Source organism: Roseateles sp., assembly GCF_047654805.1.
Taxonomy (GTDB): Bacteria; Pseudomonadota; Gammaproteobacteria; order Burkholderiales; family Burkholderiaceae_C; genus Pelomonas.
Window position 1 is genome coordinate 5,666,772 of record NZ_JASGIV010000001.1, and the last position, 14,823, is coordinate 5,681,594.

Below are 14,823 nucleotides of genomic sequence, written 5' to 3' on the forward strand. Positions count from 1 at the left end.
CATGGTCAAGGGGCTCCCACGTCGACCGGATCCAGCACATAGGCCCCGTCGCTGCTCCAGCGGACCTGCGTGATGCCGGGCTCCAGGCGTTCCAGGCGCCGACGCTCTGCCTCTTGCGGGCTTAGCTCGCCCTGGGCCAGTCGCTGGCGCTCCGCGAGCAGCTCCATCTCCTGCTGGTGGCGATGCGCTTCCAACTGCTCATGCACGGCGCTGAGCAGTTCGGCTTCGTGCCAGGGCTTGGAGAGAAAGAGGGCGATGCGAGCCGAATTGATGGCATCGATGAGCCCCTCGAAGTCAGCATGGGCCGACAGGATGACGCGGCGGCAGTCGGGTTGGCAATCCCGAAGGCCGGCGAGGAACTGGGCGCCGTTCAACCCGGGCATTCGGAAGTCGCTGATGGCCAGTGCGAAAGCCTGCTCCCGGGCCCGGGCCAGGGCGGCGGCGGGGTCGGTGAAGACCTCAGTGCGCAGTTGTGGCCACCGGCCGTCGGAGTTGCCGCGCCGCAGCATGCGCACCAGGGCCTGCAGGATGGCGGGCTCGTCGTCGACGAGGAGCACATGCTTGGGGGCTGATGGGGTCATGGGGTGGCTCCTGCGGGTGTCGTGGCATGGCTCAGGGCTGGGCGAGGGCCGGTTTCGGCGAGGTGTTGTGGATACGGAAGACGATGCCCAGACCCTCGCGTGTCACCAGGTCGCGGATGGTGGCAATGACGTTGGCATCGAAGACAAAGCCTGCCGCGAGCAGCAACGTGCCACGCGGGCTCAGCAGGTCCTGGGCCATCACCATGCCCGGCATCAAGTCCGCTGCGACGAGTTGGCGTTCACACGGTGCCGCGATGGGGGCTTCGCTCATCAACTGGTCGAAGGCGGCCACCACCAACTGCGAGAAGTGCGTGCCCGCCGCCTGATGGACCACGGCGCGCGCCTGGGCCGCGTCATGGCTTTGCTCGGACAGGCGCCCGGTCTGTAGTGCTTCGTAGGCCGCGGCCAAGCCGACGACCTGGGCCGCCAGCGGCAGCTCGGCACCCGACAAGCCATCGGGAAAGCCCAGGCCGTCCACGCGCTCCTGGTGCGAGCGCACCAGCTTCGCCGCGCCGCGCAGGCCTGACAGCGGCATCAATGCGGCCTCCCCGAGCAGGGGATAGCGGCGATATTGCGCCAGGTCTTCGCCGCGCATGACGGACACGGGCTTGCGCAGCAGTGCATCGGGCAGGCCGATCTTGCCGACCTCGTGCAGCAGGCCGGCGGCATAGCAGTCGCGTTGCTCGGTCTGCGAAAGGCCCAGCGCGGCCGCAAGGCGGCGCGCCAGTTGGCCTACGCGCTCCGAGTAGCCAACCTCGTCGCCCTCTCGCAGCTCCACCAGTCCGGAAAAGACCTTGATCGACAGCAGGAAGTTGTCGCTCAGCTCGGCAAAGGCTTGCTCCAGCATGCCATTCACCTGGGACAGCTCGGCCGTACGCGCCGCCACCCGACGTTCCAGTTCCTCGTTGTGCCGTTGCGTCTGGGCCAGCAGTTCGCGGTTCTCCTGGCGCAGCCGGGAGCGCTCCAACCCATCACGGACGGCCAGCAGCAGCTCCTGGTCATCCCAGGGCTTGGCGACATAGCGCTGGATCTCGCCCTGATTGATGGCGGCGATCGTCGAGTCGATGTCGGCGTAGCCTGTCAGCAGCAGGCGGGCCACGTCGGGCCAGCCTTGGCAGACCTTCTGCTGCAGCTGGGCGCCGTTCATGCCTGGCATGCGCATGTCCGACAGCACGAGGTCGATCTTCTCGCGGGCCAGGATCTCCAGCGCCGCCGCACCGCTCTCGGCCAACAGGATGCGGTGCCCCTGCGGGCGAAACAGGCGCCGCAGCGCGTTGAGGATGGCGGGCTCGTCGTCGACGAACAACAGGGTGGCGGGCGCGAGCCCAGGAGACGGGTCGGTACTTCGGGGCTGCAGGGCGGGTGGCGCGAGGAGCGTGTTCATGAGGAACTCCGTTGGCCCCTTGTGCATGCGGCGCGGCTGGGGCTTCGGCCCTAGTTTCCTTTTAAATGATAGAAAAGGCTCAATAAAATGATAAAAACGACGTGAGCTGACAACTAGTTCACGGGCTTTGTGCTGGCTGGCCGCCGGCACTGTGAGTTTTCCCGTGAGGGCTTGTGCCGGCATGTCTGGTCATCGCCGTGGCTGAGAATGCGTCGCATGAGGGAGGCCATCACCAGAGCTTGTGCCGCAGTCTTGCTGATCTCGTCGGCACTTTTGACGGCGGCGCAAGCCGTGGTGCCGCGCTTCGAGTCCATTGGCGATCCCGGCGCGGTGCGGGACAACGTCGTCTCGGCGCTGGCGCTGGACGCACGAGGCCTGCTGTGGGCCGGCTCGCCGGAAGGCTTGCTGCGCTTCGACGGCTACGCCTTCCGCCGCTATCCGCTCGCCGGCCCCGATGGTCATCTGCTGCCTGAGCAGTTCGTGCGTGCCATGCTGCCCGATCCGCGCGGCTGGATGTGGGTCGCGGCGGGCAATAGCGGCCTGGTGCGCATGGACATGGCCACTGGCCGCTGGGACCGCTGGGCCCGCGACGGCAGGTCTGCCGACGAGGCGGCCCCCGCCGCCAACACCGTGCGCACCTTCGCGCTGGAACGGGATGGCACGCTGTGGATAGGCGGCAGCGGCGGCCTGGACCGCTTTGACGTCAAGACCCAGCGCTTCACCCACCACCGGGGCCGCGAGGACGGTCTGCCCGACCCGCGTGTGCAGTCCCTGCTCGTCGACCGCCAGGGCACGCTGTGGATAGGGACCTGGCGCGGCCTGGCGCGCAAGGCGCCGGACGGCCCCATCGAAACGCTGGACGTGGAGGTCGGCGACCAGCTCGTCACCCTGATCAGCGAGACACTGGACGGGCGCATCATCATCGGCACCGCTCAGGGGCGCTTGCGCGCGCTGTCGCCGCAGGGGCAGCCGCTTCCCTTCAACCCCGGCGCGCAGCCGGGCGCCACCTCGGGCGCCTGGCCGGTCATGGCCATGGCCCAGCCCGACGCCGACGAGCTGTGGTTCGGCGATGCGTCGGGCCTGTCGCGGCGGCGCGCGACCGACGGCGCGCTGATCGAGCGTCTGCCCGCAGCCGGCGCGGCGAATTCCGGCTCGGCGCCGCGCAGCGACGTGCGCGCATTGATGCGCGACCCCGCCGGTACCGTCTGGGCCGGAAGCTATGGCGGTGGCCTGATGCGCCACGTGCCATCGCTGCCGGGCCTGTCCATGGTGCGCGAAGGACTGGGCGCCGTATCCGGCGGCCTGGACGTGCGCAGCATCTTGCAGCTGGACAACGGCGAGATCTGGCTGGGCACGCTGGCCGGCGGTATCGAGCGTCGTGACCGCCAGCTCCAGCCGCTGGGCCTGGTTGCGCTGGGCAGTGGCGGCCTGCCGCCGGGACGGGTCAATGCGCTGGGGCAGACGCGGGACGGCTCGGTCTGGGTCGCCGTCGACACCCAGTTGCTGCGTTTTGACACGCAGGGGCGCTTGAAGGAGACGCTGCGCAGCGGCAACGCCGTGCCGCGGCGCTTTCACGCCACTGGCGACGGTGCGCTGTGGATCGCCACGCTGGATGGCGTCATGCGCTGGACGCCGTCCAGGCCCGTCATGCGCGCCATCCCGACGGCGGGTCTGGTGGGCGGCACCGGCGAGGTCAACGCCTTCGCTGCACTGCCCGATGGCAGCCTGTGGGCCGGCGGCGCGGCGGGGCTGTTCCGCATCGCCAGGCCCGGCGCGGACGAGCCCGTGGCGGAATGGGTGGAGCCCACGGGACTGACCGGCCAGACCGTGCTGGGCATGGCCGTGGACCTGGCCGGGCGCCTCTGGGTGGACACCGGCACCGGCCTGCATCGCCTCGTCGAGAGCGACGGCAAGCATGCGCGCTTCGAGGTCATCGGCGCCTCAGACATCGGCGGTGCCTTCGGCGCCAACCTGCTGTTCGACAAGCAGGGGCGCGTCTGGTCGCAGCGCAACATGTACGACCCGCGCAGCGGCGAGCGTCGCGAACTGGGGGCGGCCGACGGCGCCGACCTCGGCACCGGGTGGTTCCGCGCCTATGCCCAGCTTGACGATGGCCGCATGCTGTTCGGTGGTGCGCGCGGCCTGCTCGTCATCGACCCGGAACGCTTCGCGCCCTGGACCTACAAGCCACCGTTGGTCGTGTCCGAGCTGCGGGTGGACGGCGAGGAGCGCGCGCTGCCAGAGGGCGGCACCGTCGTCCTGGCGCCCGGCGAGCGCGGTTTCAGTCTGGCCTTCGCGTCGCTGGACTACAGCCAGCCCGGCCGCAACCGCTACCGCTACAGCCTGGAAGGCCTGGATGCCGGCTGGATCGAGGCTGGTGCGCTGGGGCGTTCGGCGGCCTACACGAATCTGGCGCCGGGCCGCTATGCCTTGCGCGTGCAAGGAAGCAACCGCGACGGCGTCTGGAGCCCCAGCGAGCTCAGGATCGCCGTCGACGTGCATGCGGCCTGGTGGCAGACGCGCTGGGCGATGGCGGGAGCCATCGCTGCTGCGCTGCTGCTCGTTGCCGGCATCGTCAACATGCGGACGCGGCTGCTGCTGCGCCACCGTCGTGTGCTGGAGGCTCGTGTGCAGGAGCGCACCGAGGCGCTGGAGGCTGCCTCGGCTGCGCTGACGGCCAAGTCCGCCGAGCTGGAGGAGGCCAGCCTCACCGACCCGTTGACCGGCCTGCGCAACCGCCGCTTCCTTGACCGCCAGATGCCCGCCGACGTGGCGCTGGCAGTGCGTCACTACGAACCACCCGCCGCTGTTGGCGAGGACTGCGAGCAGGACCTGCTGTTCTTCCTGATCGACATCGACCATTTCAAGCGCATCAATGATGCCCATGGCCACATGGCCGGTGATGCTGTGCTGATGCAGATGCGCGGCCGGCTGGAGCAGGTCTTCCGAGCCACCGACTACCTGGTGCGCTGGGGCGGCGAGGAGTTTCTCATCGTCGCGCGCGGCACACCGCGTCGCCGGGCCGCCGAGCTGGCCGAACGCGCGCGCCAGGCCGTGTCGGCCCAGCCCTTCGAGCTGGCCGGTGGCCTGCGCGTGGCGCTGACCTGCTCCGTCGGCTTCTCGGCCTTCCCGCTTTGCCCCGCCCTGCCGCGTGCCCTCGACTGGCATGCCGCCATCGACCTGGCCGATGCGGCGCTGTACGAGGCCAAGGACACCGGTCGCAATGCCTGGGTCGGCCTGCTCGACGCGCGTGCTTTCGGAGAGAGCGAGTTGCGTCAGGACATCCGCCGCCCGCTCGAGGCCTGGTCGGCCAGCGGCCGGCTGACCCTGCTGCGGTCCTAACGCGGCAGGTCGCCGCACATCAACGTCACGGGATTGGCATGAGAGCGTCTTCATCCACCGGATTCCTGCTCGCCGTCGCGGGCGGGTTATGCCTGTCCGTATCGGCGGGGGCCGCCGAGACTGCGGACTGCGGGGCGAAGTACAAGGAGGTCGCACCTGATGCGATCAAGCTGCCCTACCGGGAGTTCGACCAGTCGGAGGCGGGCTGGCGCAAGCTGGGCAATTGCTTCGCGGAGGCGTCGGTGCTGCTGGGCCGCTACGTCAGGAAGCAGGAATCGGAGCTGCGCGGCGTGCGCTGGCATCTTGCCCAGACCCTCGCGATGTCGGGGGACAACGAGCGTGCTGCCGAGGAGGCACTCAAGTCTTTGAACCCCGATGAGGCCAGGCAGCATCCGAGTTTCAGTTGGAACACCTACGCGCTGGCCACCGTGGCCTTCCTGCGCAAGGACAGGGCTGCTTTCGATGCCCAGTACGAGGCGCACCGGGCCGCGACCGCGAAGCATCCAGAGAACCAGATCAACCTGGACGTTCTCACGGGGCTGGCGCGGTGCTTCGACAAACCCTACGAGGAGGCCTACGGCAGTTGCCGCAACGCACGCCCCTGAGCCTCGGGGCAGCGATCAGTACAGCCGTATCGCCGTATCGAAGTGCCAGGTGCGGCGGATCTCGATGACGTCGTACTCGCGCGCCAGCGCCGGTGGGAAGGGCGGGTAGTTGGCCTGGCTTTCGATGATGCGGCGGACGGCGTCGTCGATGGCCGTTACGCCGCTGGAGCGGAAGAAGCTGACCGATTCCACCGTGCCGTCGCTGCGCAGGGCCACCGTCACCAGCGGGTCGGTGTGGGGCTGCTTGACGATCTCGCGCACCAGCTCGAACGTGGGGTTGAGCTGGATCTTGCGCGCCCACGCTTCGGCGTAGAGCACCATCTCGGCGTTCGCGTCGGCGCGGCCGAACAGGCGGCCGCGGCGGGCGCTGCTCCAGGACGACGGCAGGTTGGACTGTGCCTGGCGCGCCGCGTCGCGTTTGGCGGCCTCCTCGTTGAGCTGCTGGCCAATGGCGCGCAGCCTGGCCTCGCGCAGCTCTTCGGCGGCCTTGGCAGCGGCCAGCCTGGCGGCTTCTGCGCGGGCGACCTCCAGGCGCGCCGCTTCCTGGCGTCCAGCTTCCTGCCGTGCAGCCTCCTGCCTCGCTGCTTCCTGGCGGGCGACCTCCTGGCGGGCGGCTTCGACGCGCGCCGCATCTTGTCGTGCGGCTTGCTGGCGGGCAGCCTCCTGCTGAGTCGCGACGCGACGTGCGGCCTCCTGGGCTTGCTCCTCCAGGCGCGCCGCCTCGACGCGTGCCGCCTCCTGCCTTGCTGCGGCCTGCCGCAGGACCTCCTGGCGTTCGGCATCCAGCCGCGCGGCTTCTGCCCGCGCCGCTTCCAGGCGTGCCGTTTCTTTGCGGGCCGCCTCCTGCCTTGCGGCTTCCAGGCGTGCTGCCTCCTGGCGTTCCGCCTCGGCCTGGGCCGCGGCCAGACGCTCGGTTTGTTGCTGGGCCTGTTGCTGCGCCTCGCGCCTGGCGCGTTCGAGCTGGGCCAATTCGGTGGCGCGCTCGCGGGTCTCGCGCTCCAGGGCCGCCCGCATGGCGTCACCGGCCTCGCTCAGTCGCGTCACTTCGGTCGACGGGCCGGAGGCCGCCGCGAACGCCGCAATAACGGGCGTGGAAGCCGGCGGCGCGGGTGGCACGCTCCAGGTTGTCTCGAGGGGCTTGTCGATGGCAATGACTGCGGGGGCCGCCAGCACGGCGGTGGGCGCGTCGCCAGTGCCTTCCGCGGCCTGTGCATGCGGCATCGGTGTGGCTTGCACGGTCGATTCTTCAGCCGGCAGTGCCTGCGCCGGCGTGGGCTCGGCAGGGGGCGTCGCGAGCACGACGCGCAGATCCGGCACTTCGGCCCGCCTGGCCTGCCAGGGCAGCGCAAGGCCGGGAAGGCCCAGGCCTTCGCCGCCGAAGGTCAGGCTCAGCAGCAGCGCATGCACGAGCAGGGAGACAAGCAACGCGGGCAACGGGCCGCGGCGCCGGCCTCGCGGCCATGATGGGGCCGGGCGCGTGGCGGGTGTCGGCGTGAGGCGAGTGCCGGTGGACCAGCGGCTCAAGCCGGCCCCGCCGTTGCCGCGCGGTGGTCGTGACGCGCATACCGGCCCCGGCAGGGTCGGCTCGGCTGGACGAGTCTGGTGAACCGCATGCGCCCATTGTCGTCAGACGCGCGGCCGGTCAAGTACCGGGTTGCCATCAGGTTGCTCACGATCCGGAGATGCGGGGGCCGTGCGGTCCTAGATCGGGGTGGGCAGAGGTGCGTCTCGCTGCCAGGCGTCCACGTTGGCGATGAAGTTGTCCACCGTCGCGCGTATGGCCTGCGGCGACCAGCCGGCCACGTGGGGTGTGAGGATGACGTTGTCCAGGCCCAGCAGCTCCTGTGGTGGCCTGGGCTCGCTTTCGTAGACATCCAGCGCCGCGCCGGCGATGTGTCCAGCTCGAAGCGCCGCAGCCAGGGCAGCGGTGTCAACGCAGCTTCCACGAGCGATGTTCACCACATGGCCGCCGGGCCCCAGGCCGGCCAGAACCTCGGCGTCGACAATGTGCTTGGTGGCTGCACCCCCGGGCGTGGCCACGACGAGATCGTCGGCCCAGCTGGCGAGCGCCGCGACGCTGTCGAAGTAGGCGGCGCCGCCTGCGGCCTCGCTGGGACGGCGGTTGTGATAGCCGATGACCATGCCGAAGGCCGTCGCGCGTGCAGCGATCTTGCGGCCTATGGTGCCAAGTCCGATGATGCCCAGGCGCCGCCCCGTGAACTGCGGGAACAGCGGCAGCGCATCGCGCCAGACGCCCGCTCGCAGCGCGGCGCCCTGCAGCGGCAGGGCACGCACGCAGGCCAGCAGCAGGGCGAGCGCGTGGTCGGCCACGCAATCGTCATTGGTGCCGGCGCCGTTGCAGGTGAGGATGCCGCGTGCCCTGGCGGCCGCCACGTCGAGGTTCTCGTAGCCGGCGCCCTGGGCCGCCAGCAATTTCAGATTCGGGCAGGCGGCGATCTCTGCAGCTGTGAAGCCGGTGGCGCCATTGGTCAGCACCAGCTCGATGTCCGGGCCGTGGGCCGCGATGGCCGCGGCTCGTGCGGCAGGAGTGGGGGCGTCGATGACGCGGAAGCGGTTCAACAGCAGGGCCTTGTGTTCGTCGACGATGGCGACGAGCAGCAGCAGGGTGTTCATGGGTGGGGCGCAGGCAATCAGAATGTGCCCATCATGGCCGAACCGCAATACTTCGCCTCGCCTGAGGATTTCCGTACTTGGCTGGCCCGGCATGCCAGCACGGCCACCGAGCTGGTGGTGGGCTTCCACAAGGTGGGTTCGGGCGTGCCGAGCATGACCTGGCCGCAGTCGGTGGACGAGGCGCTGTGCGTGGGCTGGATAGACGGCGTGCGCAAGCGGGTGGACGAACTGCGATACCAGATCCGCTTCACGCCGCGCCGCCACACGTCGATCTGGAGCCGCATCAACATCGACCGCGTGGCCCAACTGACGGCTGAAGGGCGCATGCAGCCGGCAGGACTGGCGGCCTTCGAGAAGCGCACCGACCGACGCAGCATCGTCTACTCCTACGAGCACGAGGGTGAGGTGGCACTGCCGCCCGAACTGGAGAAGCGGTTCAAGCGCCAGCGCAAGGCCTGGGCCTGGTTCCAGGCGCAGCCGCCGGGCTGGCGGCGCCAGATGCTGCGCCGGGTGCTGAGCGCCAAGCAGGAGGCGACGCGGGACCGCCGGCTGGAGCTTCTGATGGCAGCCGCGGCCGAGGGCCGGCGCCTGCCTTGACGAATGGCCGGCCAGGCGGCGCCGCACCACAATCGCGCACCTTCCAATCTCCCCGAAAGCCATGAAACGACTGCTGCTCCCCGCCGTGCTGGCGGCGACCCTGGCGCACGCCGCCAGCGAGACACCGCTGGAGGCACTGCCCTATACGCCCAGCCTGGACGTGGCGGCCATGGACCGCAGTGTCGATCCCTGCGATGACCTGTACCGCTTCGCCTGCGGGGCCTGGAGCAAGAGCAACCCCATCCCGGCAGACCAGTCGCGCTGGTCGGTCTATGCCAAGATGGCCAACGAGAACCAGCGCTACTTGTGGGGCGTGCTCACCAAGCTCGGCGAGCCCGGCACGGAGCGCACCGCGGCCCAGGCCCAACTGGGCGACTACTTTGCCGCCTGTATGGATGAGCGTGCTGTGGAGGCCACTGGCCTCAAGGGACTGCAGCCGCAGCTGGATCGCATCGTTGCGCTGAAGGACAGGCGCGACCTGCCCGCCCTGTTGGCCGAGCTGCAACTCGTGGCCGGCAACGACCGTCTCTTCTTCGGCTTCAGCTCGGGTCAGGACTTCGCCGACGCGACGCGCCAGATCGCTTTCGCCTCGGCCGGCGGCCTGGGCCTGCCCGATCGCGACTACTACCTAAAGCGCGACGACAAGACCATCAAGATCCGCGCCGCCTACGAGGCTCACGTGGCCCGGGTCTTCGAGCTGCTTGGCGAGACGCCTGCCGCCGCCAGGGCCGCCGCGCGCAGCGTGCTGGCGACCGAGACGGTACTGGCCAGGGCCTCGCTCAGCAAGGTCGACAAGCGCGACCCCTACAAGACCTTCCACGTCGTCGATGCCCGCGGCCTGCAGGCCCTGATGCCCGGCTTTGACTGGGCGGCCTATCAGGTGGCGCTGGGCACCCCGCCTGGACAGGCGCGCTACAACGTCACAGAACCGGTCTTCTTCAGGGCGTTGGGCGCGCGGCTGCGCTCCATGGACCTGGCCGGTGTGAAGACCTATCTGCGCTGGCAACTGGCCAGCAGCCTGGCGCCGGCGCTGGATTCGCGGCTGGTACAGGCCAACTTTGACTTCTACGGCCAGACCCTGCACGGCACGCCGCAGCTGAAGGCGCGCTGGAAGCGCTGCGTGCAGCTCGTGGACCTGCAGCTGGGCGAGGCGCTGGGCCAGGAGTTCGTCGCGCGAAACTTCACGCCCGACCTGAAGGCCGCCACGGTGCAGATGACGGACGAGATCGAGGCCGCCATGGCGCGCAGCATAGACAGCCTGACGTGGATGAGCGACGAGACCAAGTCCCGCGCCCATGCAAAGCTCAAGGCCATCGTCAACAAGGTGGGCTACCCCGAGCGCTGGCGCGACTACTCAGCGCTTGCGGTCGAGCGAGGTGACTTCCTCGGCAACGTGATGCGGGGCAATGCCTACGAGGCTAAGCGTCGTCTGGCCAAGATCGGGCAGCCGCTGGATCGCGGTGAATGGGGCATGACGCCGCAGACGGTGAACGCCTACTACGACGCGCAGATGAATGACATCAACTTTCCCGCCGGCGTGCTGCAGGCGCCGCTGTACGACCCGCGCCTGGACGAGGCGCCCAACTACGGCAACACCGGCGGCACCATCGGTCACGAGCTGACGCACGGCTTTGACGACGAAGGCCGCCAGTTCGATGCTCAGGGCAACCTGAAGAACTGGTGGACCAAGAAGGACGGCCAGGCCTTCGAGCAGCGTGCCGCCTGCGTGGCCGATCAGTACGCCGGCTACACGGTCGTCGATGACATCAAGATCAACTCCAAGCTGACGCTGGGCGAGGACCTCGCCGACCTTGGCGGCCTGGTCCTCGCGTGGGAGGCCTGGAAGGTGCACATGACTGGCAAGACGCTGGAGAACCGCGATGGCATGACGCCCGAGCAGCGCTTCTTCGTCGGCTTCGCGCAGTGGGACTGCGCCGACGCCCGCCCTGAGGCCTTGCGAGTGCAAGCCAAGGTGGACCCGCACTCCCCGGCCAGGTGGCGCATCAACGGCGTGGTCGTCAACATGCCGGAGTTCGAGCAGGCCTTTGCGTGCAAGCCGGGCGCACGGCTTGTCAAGCCGGCCGGTCAGCATTGCAAGGTCTGGTGAGGCTGGGCGCCGCCTTCAGCGTGGCCCCTGCTTGGGGCACCAGTCGTGGCCGGGCGCGGCCTCGCACAGGCGCGCGTAGGCCGCTCGCACGTCCAGCGTCGCGCTGGCGGCCGTGGCCGGGGCCGACACCTGCAACGTGTCGATGGGCGTGCTGGCGACGAGCACGGCCGAGACCTGCCGCCGCGTCAGCCGCACCAGACCGTCGCCTTCGCTGGCGTTGAGCACGGCGTCGGGCACCACAGTGCTGGCGACGATGCGACCCCCTGACAGGCCTGTGATGGTTACCGTGTCGGCCGCGTCGTCGCGTGACGGCCGGGCCTGGCGCATGGGCACGCGGGCCGCGGCCACCGAGTTGAGCGTGATGGTGCCGCCGTCTATCGTCAGGCTCAGCGCCAGCCCGTTGGCCGTGCCGGCCAGCACGCGCCCGTTGACTGGGTCGTCGGACTCGGCCACGGGCCGCGGTTCGACGAGAACGGCCTTGCCACCATCCGAAGCCAGCGGCATGGGGTTGGCGCTCTCGTTCGTCTGTGCGCCCGCGGCGCCGGCCAGCGTGAACGGCACCGCGAGCCGGAGGATGGAAATCAGCTTCATGGTCGCCTCCTGTCAGTAGCAGGCACCGCTGGTGCACTTGTTGATGCGGGTGCCCAGCGCGCGGCCGGCCAGCGTGCGCCAGTCACTGCTCAGCACGCGGTCCTCCATCGTCGTGTCCTGGCCGTCGTCGTTGCGCCAGGTGCCGGTGCTGCCGATCTGCACGCATTGCGACGCTGGCAGGCTGCTGGTCGTGGAGGCGGACTCGCAGGCGGCCTTGGAGCCGAACACGTTCTTGGGCGTGGAGATGGAGGAATTGCCGCCACCCACGTACTCGTCGCCCAGGCCGAACAGAAAATGGCCGGCCTCGTGCAGCATGACCCAGGCCGCGTCGCCAAGGTTGGTCTGTACCGTGCCGGCGCCGCCGCCCAGCGAGATGGAGGCGCAGTCGCGGAAGGCGTTGCGATGCAGGATCTGCGTGCCGTCGAAGGCCGCGCGCACGGTCGCGGCGGGCTCGGCGAAGGTGCGCGAGCAGCCCTCGCCGTCGCCGCCGGTGGGCCCGGCCCAGATGTTGAACAAGCCCTTCCAGAAACGCGTCCACTGCGTGAAGTTGTGGTTGTCCGTGTAGAACAGCGCCAGTACCAGGGGCTGCAGGTCGTCGGTGAAGGCGCGGTAGCTGGGCATGTCGGCGTCGGGCACCAGGCCCCAATCGATCTTGTCGCCGCGGTCGGTGGCGGAGGACGGCGCATCGGTGCGCCAGATGATGGGCCGCGCCGTCTGCCACGGCACGATGATGCTGCCGCCGAAGGGCAGGGACAGCGTGGCTTGCGTCAGCGGCGCGCCGCCGGCGTAGGTCACCGCAGGCGCGGAAGCGGTGCGGTTGCCGCCGCTGCGCGCGCTGGCCGAGTAGGTGACCAGGCGCTGCGGCGTGATGGCGATGGGCAGGCTGCAGCTCACCTCGGTCTTGATGTTGGCGAAGCTGCAGATGGCGCCCAGGGCTACCGCGTTGCGGCGGCAGGGGATGAGGCTGGGGAAGGAGAAGCTGCCGCTGTTACAGGCTGTCAGCTCGCCGACCACGGCGCGGATGTGGATCTCCGCGATACCGTCGCGCGTCTCGGTGGCGCGCACGGTGATGGTGGAGGTGTGGTTCTCGGCCCGGTAGAGCGGGTTGTGCAGCGCGTTGACCACTGGCGTGCCAGCGCAGGCAGTCAGCAGGGGCAGCACGAAGCCGAACAGCAACAGTTGGCGCAGCATCTGGGTCTCCCTGGCGCGGCAACGGGCGCGCTCGCGAAGAATCTAGGCGCCGAGATGCGGCCTTGCGCCTGCCAAGCTAGGGGGCGGCATCCCGACTTTGAATGACGCGGCGGGCCATTGCCCGGCGACGCCACAATGCCGACCATGTCGGATTGGATCTTGATCACTGGCGGCTCGCGCGGCATTGGTGCGGCGACGGCATTGCAATGTGCCGCGGCGGGCTGGGACGTGGCCATCAACTATGCACGCGACGCCGCGGCAGCCCAGACGCTGGCGGCGCGCGTGCAGGCGCTGGGCCGCAGCGCGCTGTGCGTGCAGGCCGATGTGGCAGACCCGGCGCAGGTGGCGGCCATGTTCGAGCGCCTGGATGCGGCTGGTGGGCGCCTGGCGGGCCTGGTCAACAACGCCGGCATCGTGGCGCCGGCCGCGCGGCTGGAGTCAATGACGATTGAGCGCTGGCGCCGCCTCTTCGACGTCAACGTGCTGGGCACGCTGCAGTGCTGCCAGCAGGCGGCGCGCCGCATGAGCACGGCGCGCGGCGGTGCGGGCGGTGCCATCGTCAACCTCAGCTCGCGCGCGGCCGAGTTCGGCTCGGCAGGCATCTACGTGGACTATGCCGCCACCAAGGGTGCCGTCGACACGCTGACCAAGGGGCTGGCGCGTGAGCTGATCGGCGAGGGCATCCGCGTCAACGGCGTGCGCCCCGGCATCATCGAGACCGAAATCCATGCAGCCAGCGGCATGGATGCAAGCGCGGCCGCATCCACCATTCCAATCCAGCGCCTGGGTCGTGCCGAGGAAGTGGCCGAGGCCATCGTCTGGCTGCTCGGCGACAAGGCCAGCTACACGGTGGGCGCGCTGCTGGACGTGGCGGGCGGACGCTAGCGCTTCTCCACCAGGCTGGACTCCACGCCGTGCTCGGTGCGCAGCTTGTCGGCCTGCGCGCGGGCCTCGTCGACGGTGGGGAAGGGGCCGGCACGCAGCCGGTGCAAACCCGCCTCGCGCACGATGGTCAGCAGAGGCAGCAGGCTGAGGTCGGCCTCGGCCACGCGCTGGCGCAGGCCTTCGGCGCCATCCAGCTTGGCGAAGGCGCCGAACTGCAGCCAATACACGCCGCTACCCGCAGACATGGCCGGCGCGGTGGTCTCGCGCAGTGGAGCGCCCGGCGGCGTGTCGGGCACGAACACAGGCGTGGGCTCGCCGACGGGCTTGACCCAGTTGCCGGCGCGGATCTCGGCATGCGTGATGCGCCGCACCTCCACCGGCGTCACGCCACGCAGCACGTCGAGCTTCAGTGCCGCGGTGTAGCTGAGGTCGATGATGCGCCCCTTGTGGAAGGGGCCGCGGTCGTTGATGCGGACGATGATCTCGCGTCCGTTGGATGGGTTGCGCACTCGGGCATAGCTGGGGATGGGCAGCGTGGCGTGCGCGGCCGTCATCGCGTACATGTTGTAGACCTCGCCGCTGGCCGTGGGCCGGCCGTGGAACTTCTTGCCGTACCAGGACGCGAGGCCCTTCTCGGCATAGATGACGTCGCCCTTCAGCGGCTCGTAGCGCTCGCCCAGTACCTCGTAAGGCTTGTTGGGGCCGCCGATGCGGATGGGGTCCAGGCGCGGCACGGCGTCAGGCACGCCGCCGAGGTTGGACGGCGGGTTGCGCTCCGGGCCATCGCGTTCGCCGCTGCTGGCGCCGCCACCGGAGCGCGTCGCGCAACCGGTCAGCAGCACCAGCGCCAGCAGCAGAAAAGCCAGCCCAGTATGCTGTGCGGTCCGTCCCAATCGGCTATGCCAT

The 14,823-nt window shown here is 69.7% G+C and carries 12 protein-coding genes; 5 read left to right on the forward strand and 7 right to left on the reverse strand.

Annotation, left to right across the window (positions count from 1 at the left end):
• Positions 1 to 5: 5 nt before the first annotated feature.
• Positions 6 to 581: a response regulator gene (locus QM732_RS25690; RefSeq protein ID WP_415658919.1), complete on the reverse strand. Its 576-nt coding sequence runs from the start codon at positions 579 to 581 to the stop codon at positions 6 to 8.
• A 31-nt stretch (positions 582 to 612) separates the two neighbouring features.
• Entirely contained in the window at positions 613 to 1,965 is a 1,353-nt protein-coding gene (locus QM732_RS25695; RefSeq protein WP_415658920.1) for an HD domain-containing phosphohydrolase, read from the reverse strand.
• Between the two features lie 216 nt (positions 1,966 to 2,181).
• On the opposite strand from QM732_RS25695, the gene QM732_RS25700 reads away from it, so the two are divergent.
• Together QM732_RS25700 and QM732_RS25705 are read left to right on the forward strand one after the other, a co-directional pair.
• The gene (locus QM732_RS25700; protein ID WP_415658921.1) at positions 2,182 to 5,307 is read left to right on the forward strand and encodes a diguanylate cyclase; all 3,126 of its coding nucleotides are present in this window, start codon (positions 2,182 to 2,184) and stop codon (positions 5,305 to 5,307) included.
• A 38-nt stretch (positions 5,308 to 5,345) separates the two neighbouring features.
• Positions 5,346 to 5,912 (forward strand): hypothetical protein, encoded by a 567-nt coding sequence (locus tag QM732_RS25705; RefSeq protein ID WP_415658922.1) that lies wholly within the window; start codon positions 5,346 to 5,348, stop codon positions 5,910 to 5,912.
• Positions 5,913 to 5,927: 15 nt separating this feature from the next.
• On the opposite strand, the gene QM732_RS25710 is transcribed toward QM732_RS25705, so the two are convergent.
• Positions 5,928 to 7,337, reverse strand: a complete 1,410-nt coding sequence (locus QM732_RS25710; protein ID WP_415658923.1) for a TonB C-terminal domain-containing protein — start codon at positions 7,335 to 7,337, stop codon at positions 5,928 to 5,930.
• A gap of 276 nt (positions 7,338 to 7,613) precedes the next feature.
• Positions 7,614 to 8,546, reverse strand: coding sequence for an NAD(P)-dependent oxidoreductase (locus tag QM732_RS25715; protein WP_415658924.1), 933 nt, complete (start codon positions 8,544 to 8,546; stop codon positions 7,614 to 7,616).
• A gap of 33 nt (positions 8,547 to 8,579) precedes the next feature.
• Between QM732_RS25715 and QM732_RS25720 the strand changes: the two genes are divergently transcribed.
• A complete protein-coding gene (locus QM732_RS25720) occupies positions 8,580 to 9,143 on the forward strand; it encodes a YdeI/OmpD-associated family protein (RefSeq protein ID WP_415658925.1) in 564 nt (187 codons plus the stop codon).
• 61 nt (positions 9,144 to 9,204) lie between these two features.
• The gene (locus tag QM732_RS25725; RefSeq protein WP_415658926.1) at positions 9,205 to 11,250 is read left to right on the forward strand and encodes a M13 family metallopeptidase; all 2,046 of its coding nucleotides are present in this window, start codon (positions 9,205 to 9,207) and stop codon (positions 11,248 to 11,250) included.
• Between the two features lie 15 nt (positions 11,251 to 11,265).
• Here the strand turns inward: QM732_RS25725 and QM732_RS25730 are convergent, their stop codons facing one another.
• Together QM732_RS25730 and QM732_RS25735 are read right to left on the reverse strand one after the other, a co-directional pair.
• Positions 11,266 to 11,841 (reverse strand): hypothetical protein, encoded by a 576-nt coding sequence (locus QM732_RS25730; RefSeq protein ID WP_415658927.1) that lies wholly within the window; start codon positions 11,839 to 11,841, stop codon positions 11,266 to 11,268.
• 12 nt (positions 11,842 to 11,853) lie between these two features.
• Positions 11,854 to 13,032, reverse strand: coding sequence for a hypothetical protein (locus QM732_RS25735; RefSeq protein WP_415658928.1), 1,179 nt, complete (start codon positions 13,030 to 13,032; stop codon positions 11,854 to 11,856).
• A gap of 144 nt (positions 13,033 to 13,176) precedes the next feature.
• Between QM732_RS25735 and QM732_RS25740 the strand changes: the two genes are divergently transcribed.
• Positions 13,177 to 13,917, forward strand: a complete 741-nt coding sequence (locus QM732_RS25740; protein ID WP_415658929.1) for an SDR family oxidoreductase — start codon at positions 13,177 to 13,179, stop codon at positions 13,915 to 13,917.
• Here the strand turns inward: QM732_RS25740 and QM732_RS25745 are convergent.
• Positions 13,914 to 14,810 carry a septal ring lytic transglycosylase RlpA family protein gene (locus tag QM732_RS25745; RefSeq protein WP_415658930.1) on the reverse strand — a complete coding sequence of 299 codons (897 nt, stop codon included), beginning with the start codon at positions 14,808 to 14,810 and terminating at the stop codon, positions 13,914 to 13,916. The genes QM732_RS25740 and QM732_RS25745 overlap by 4 nt on opposite strands.
• Positions 14,811 to 14,823 lie beyond the last annotated feature (13 nt).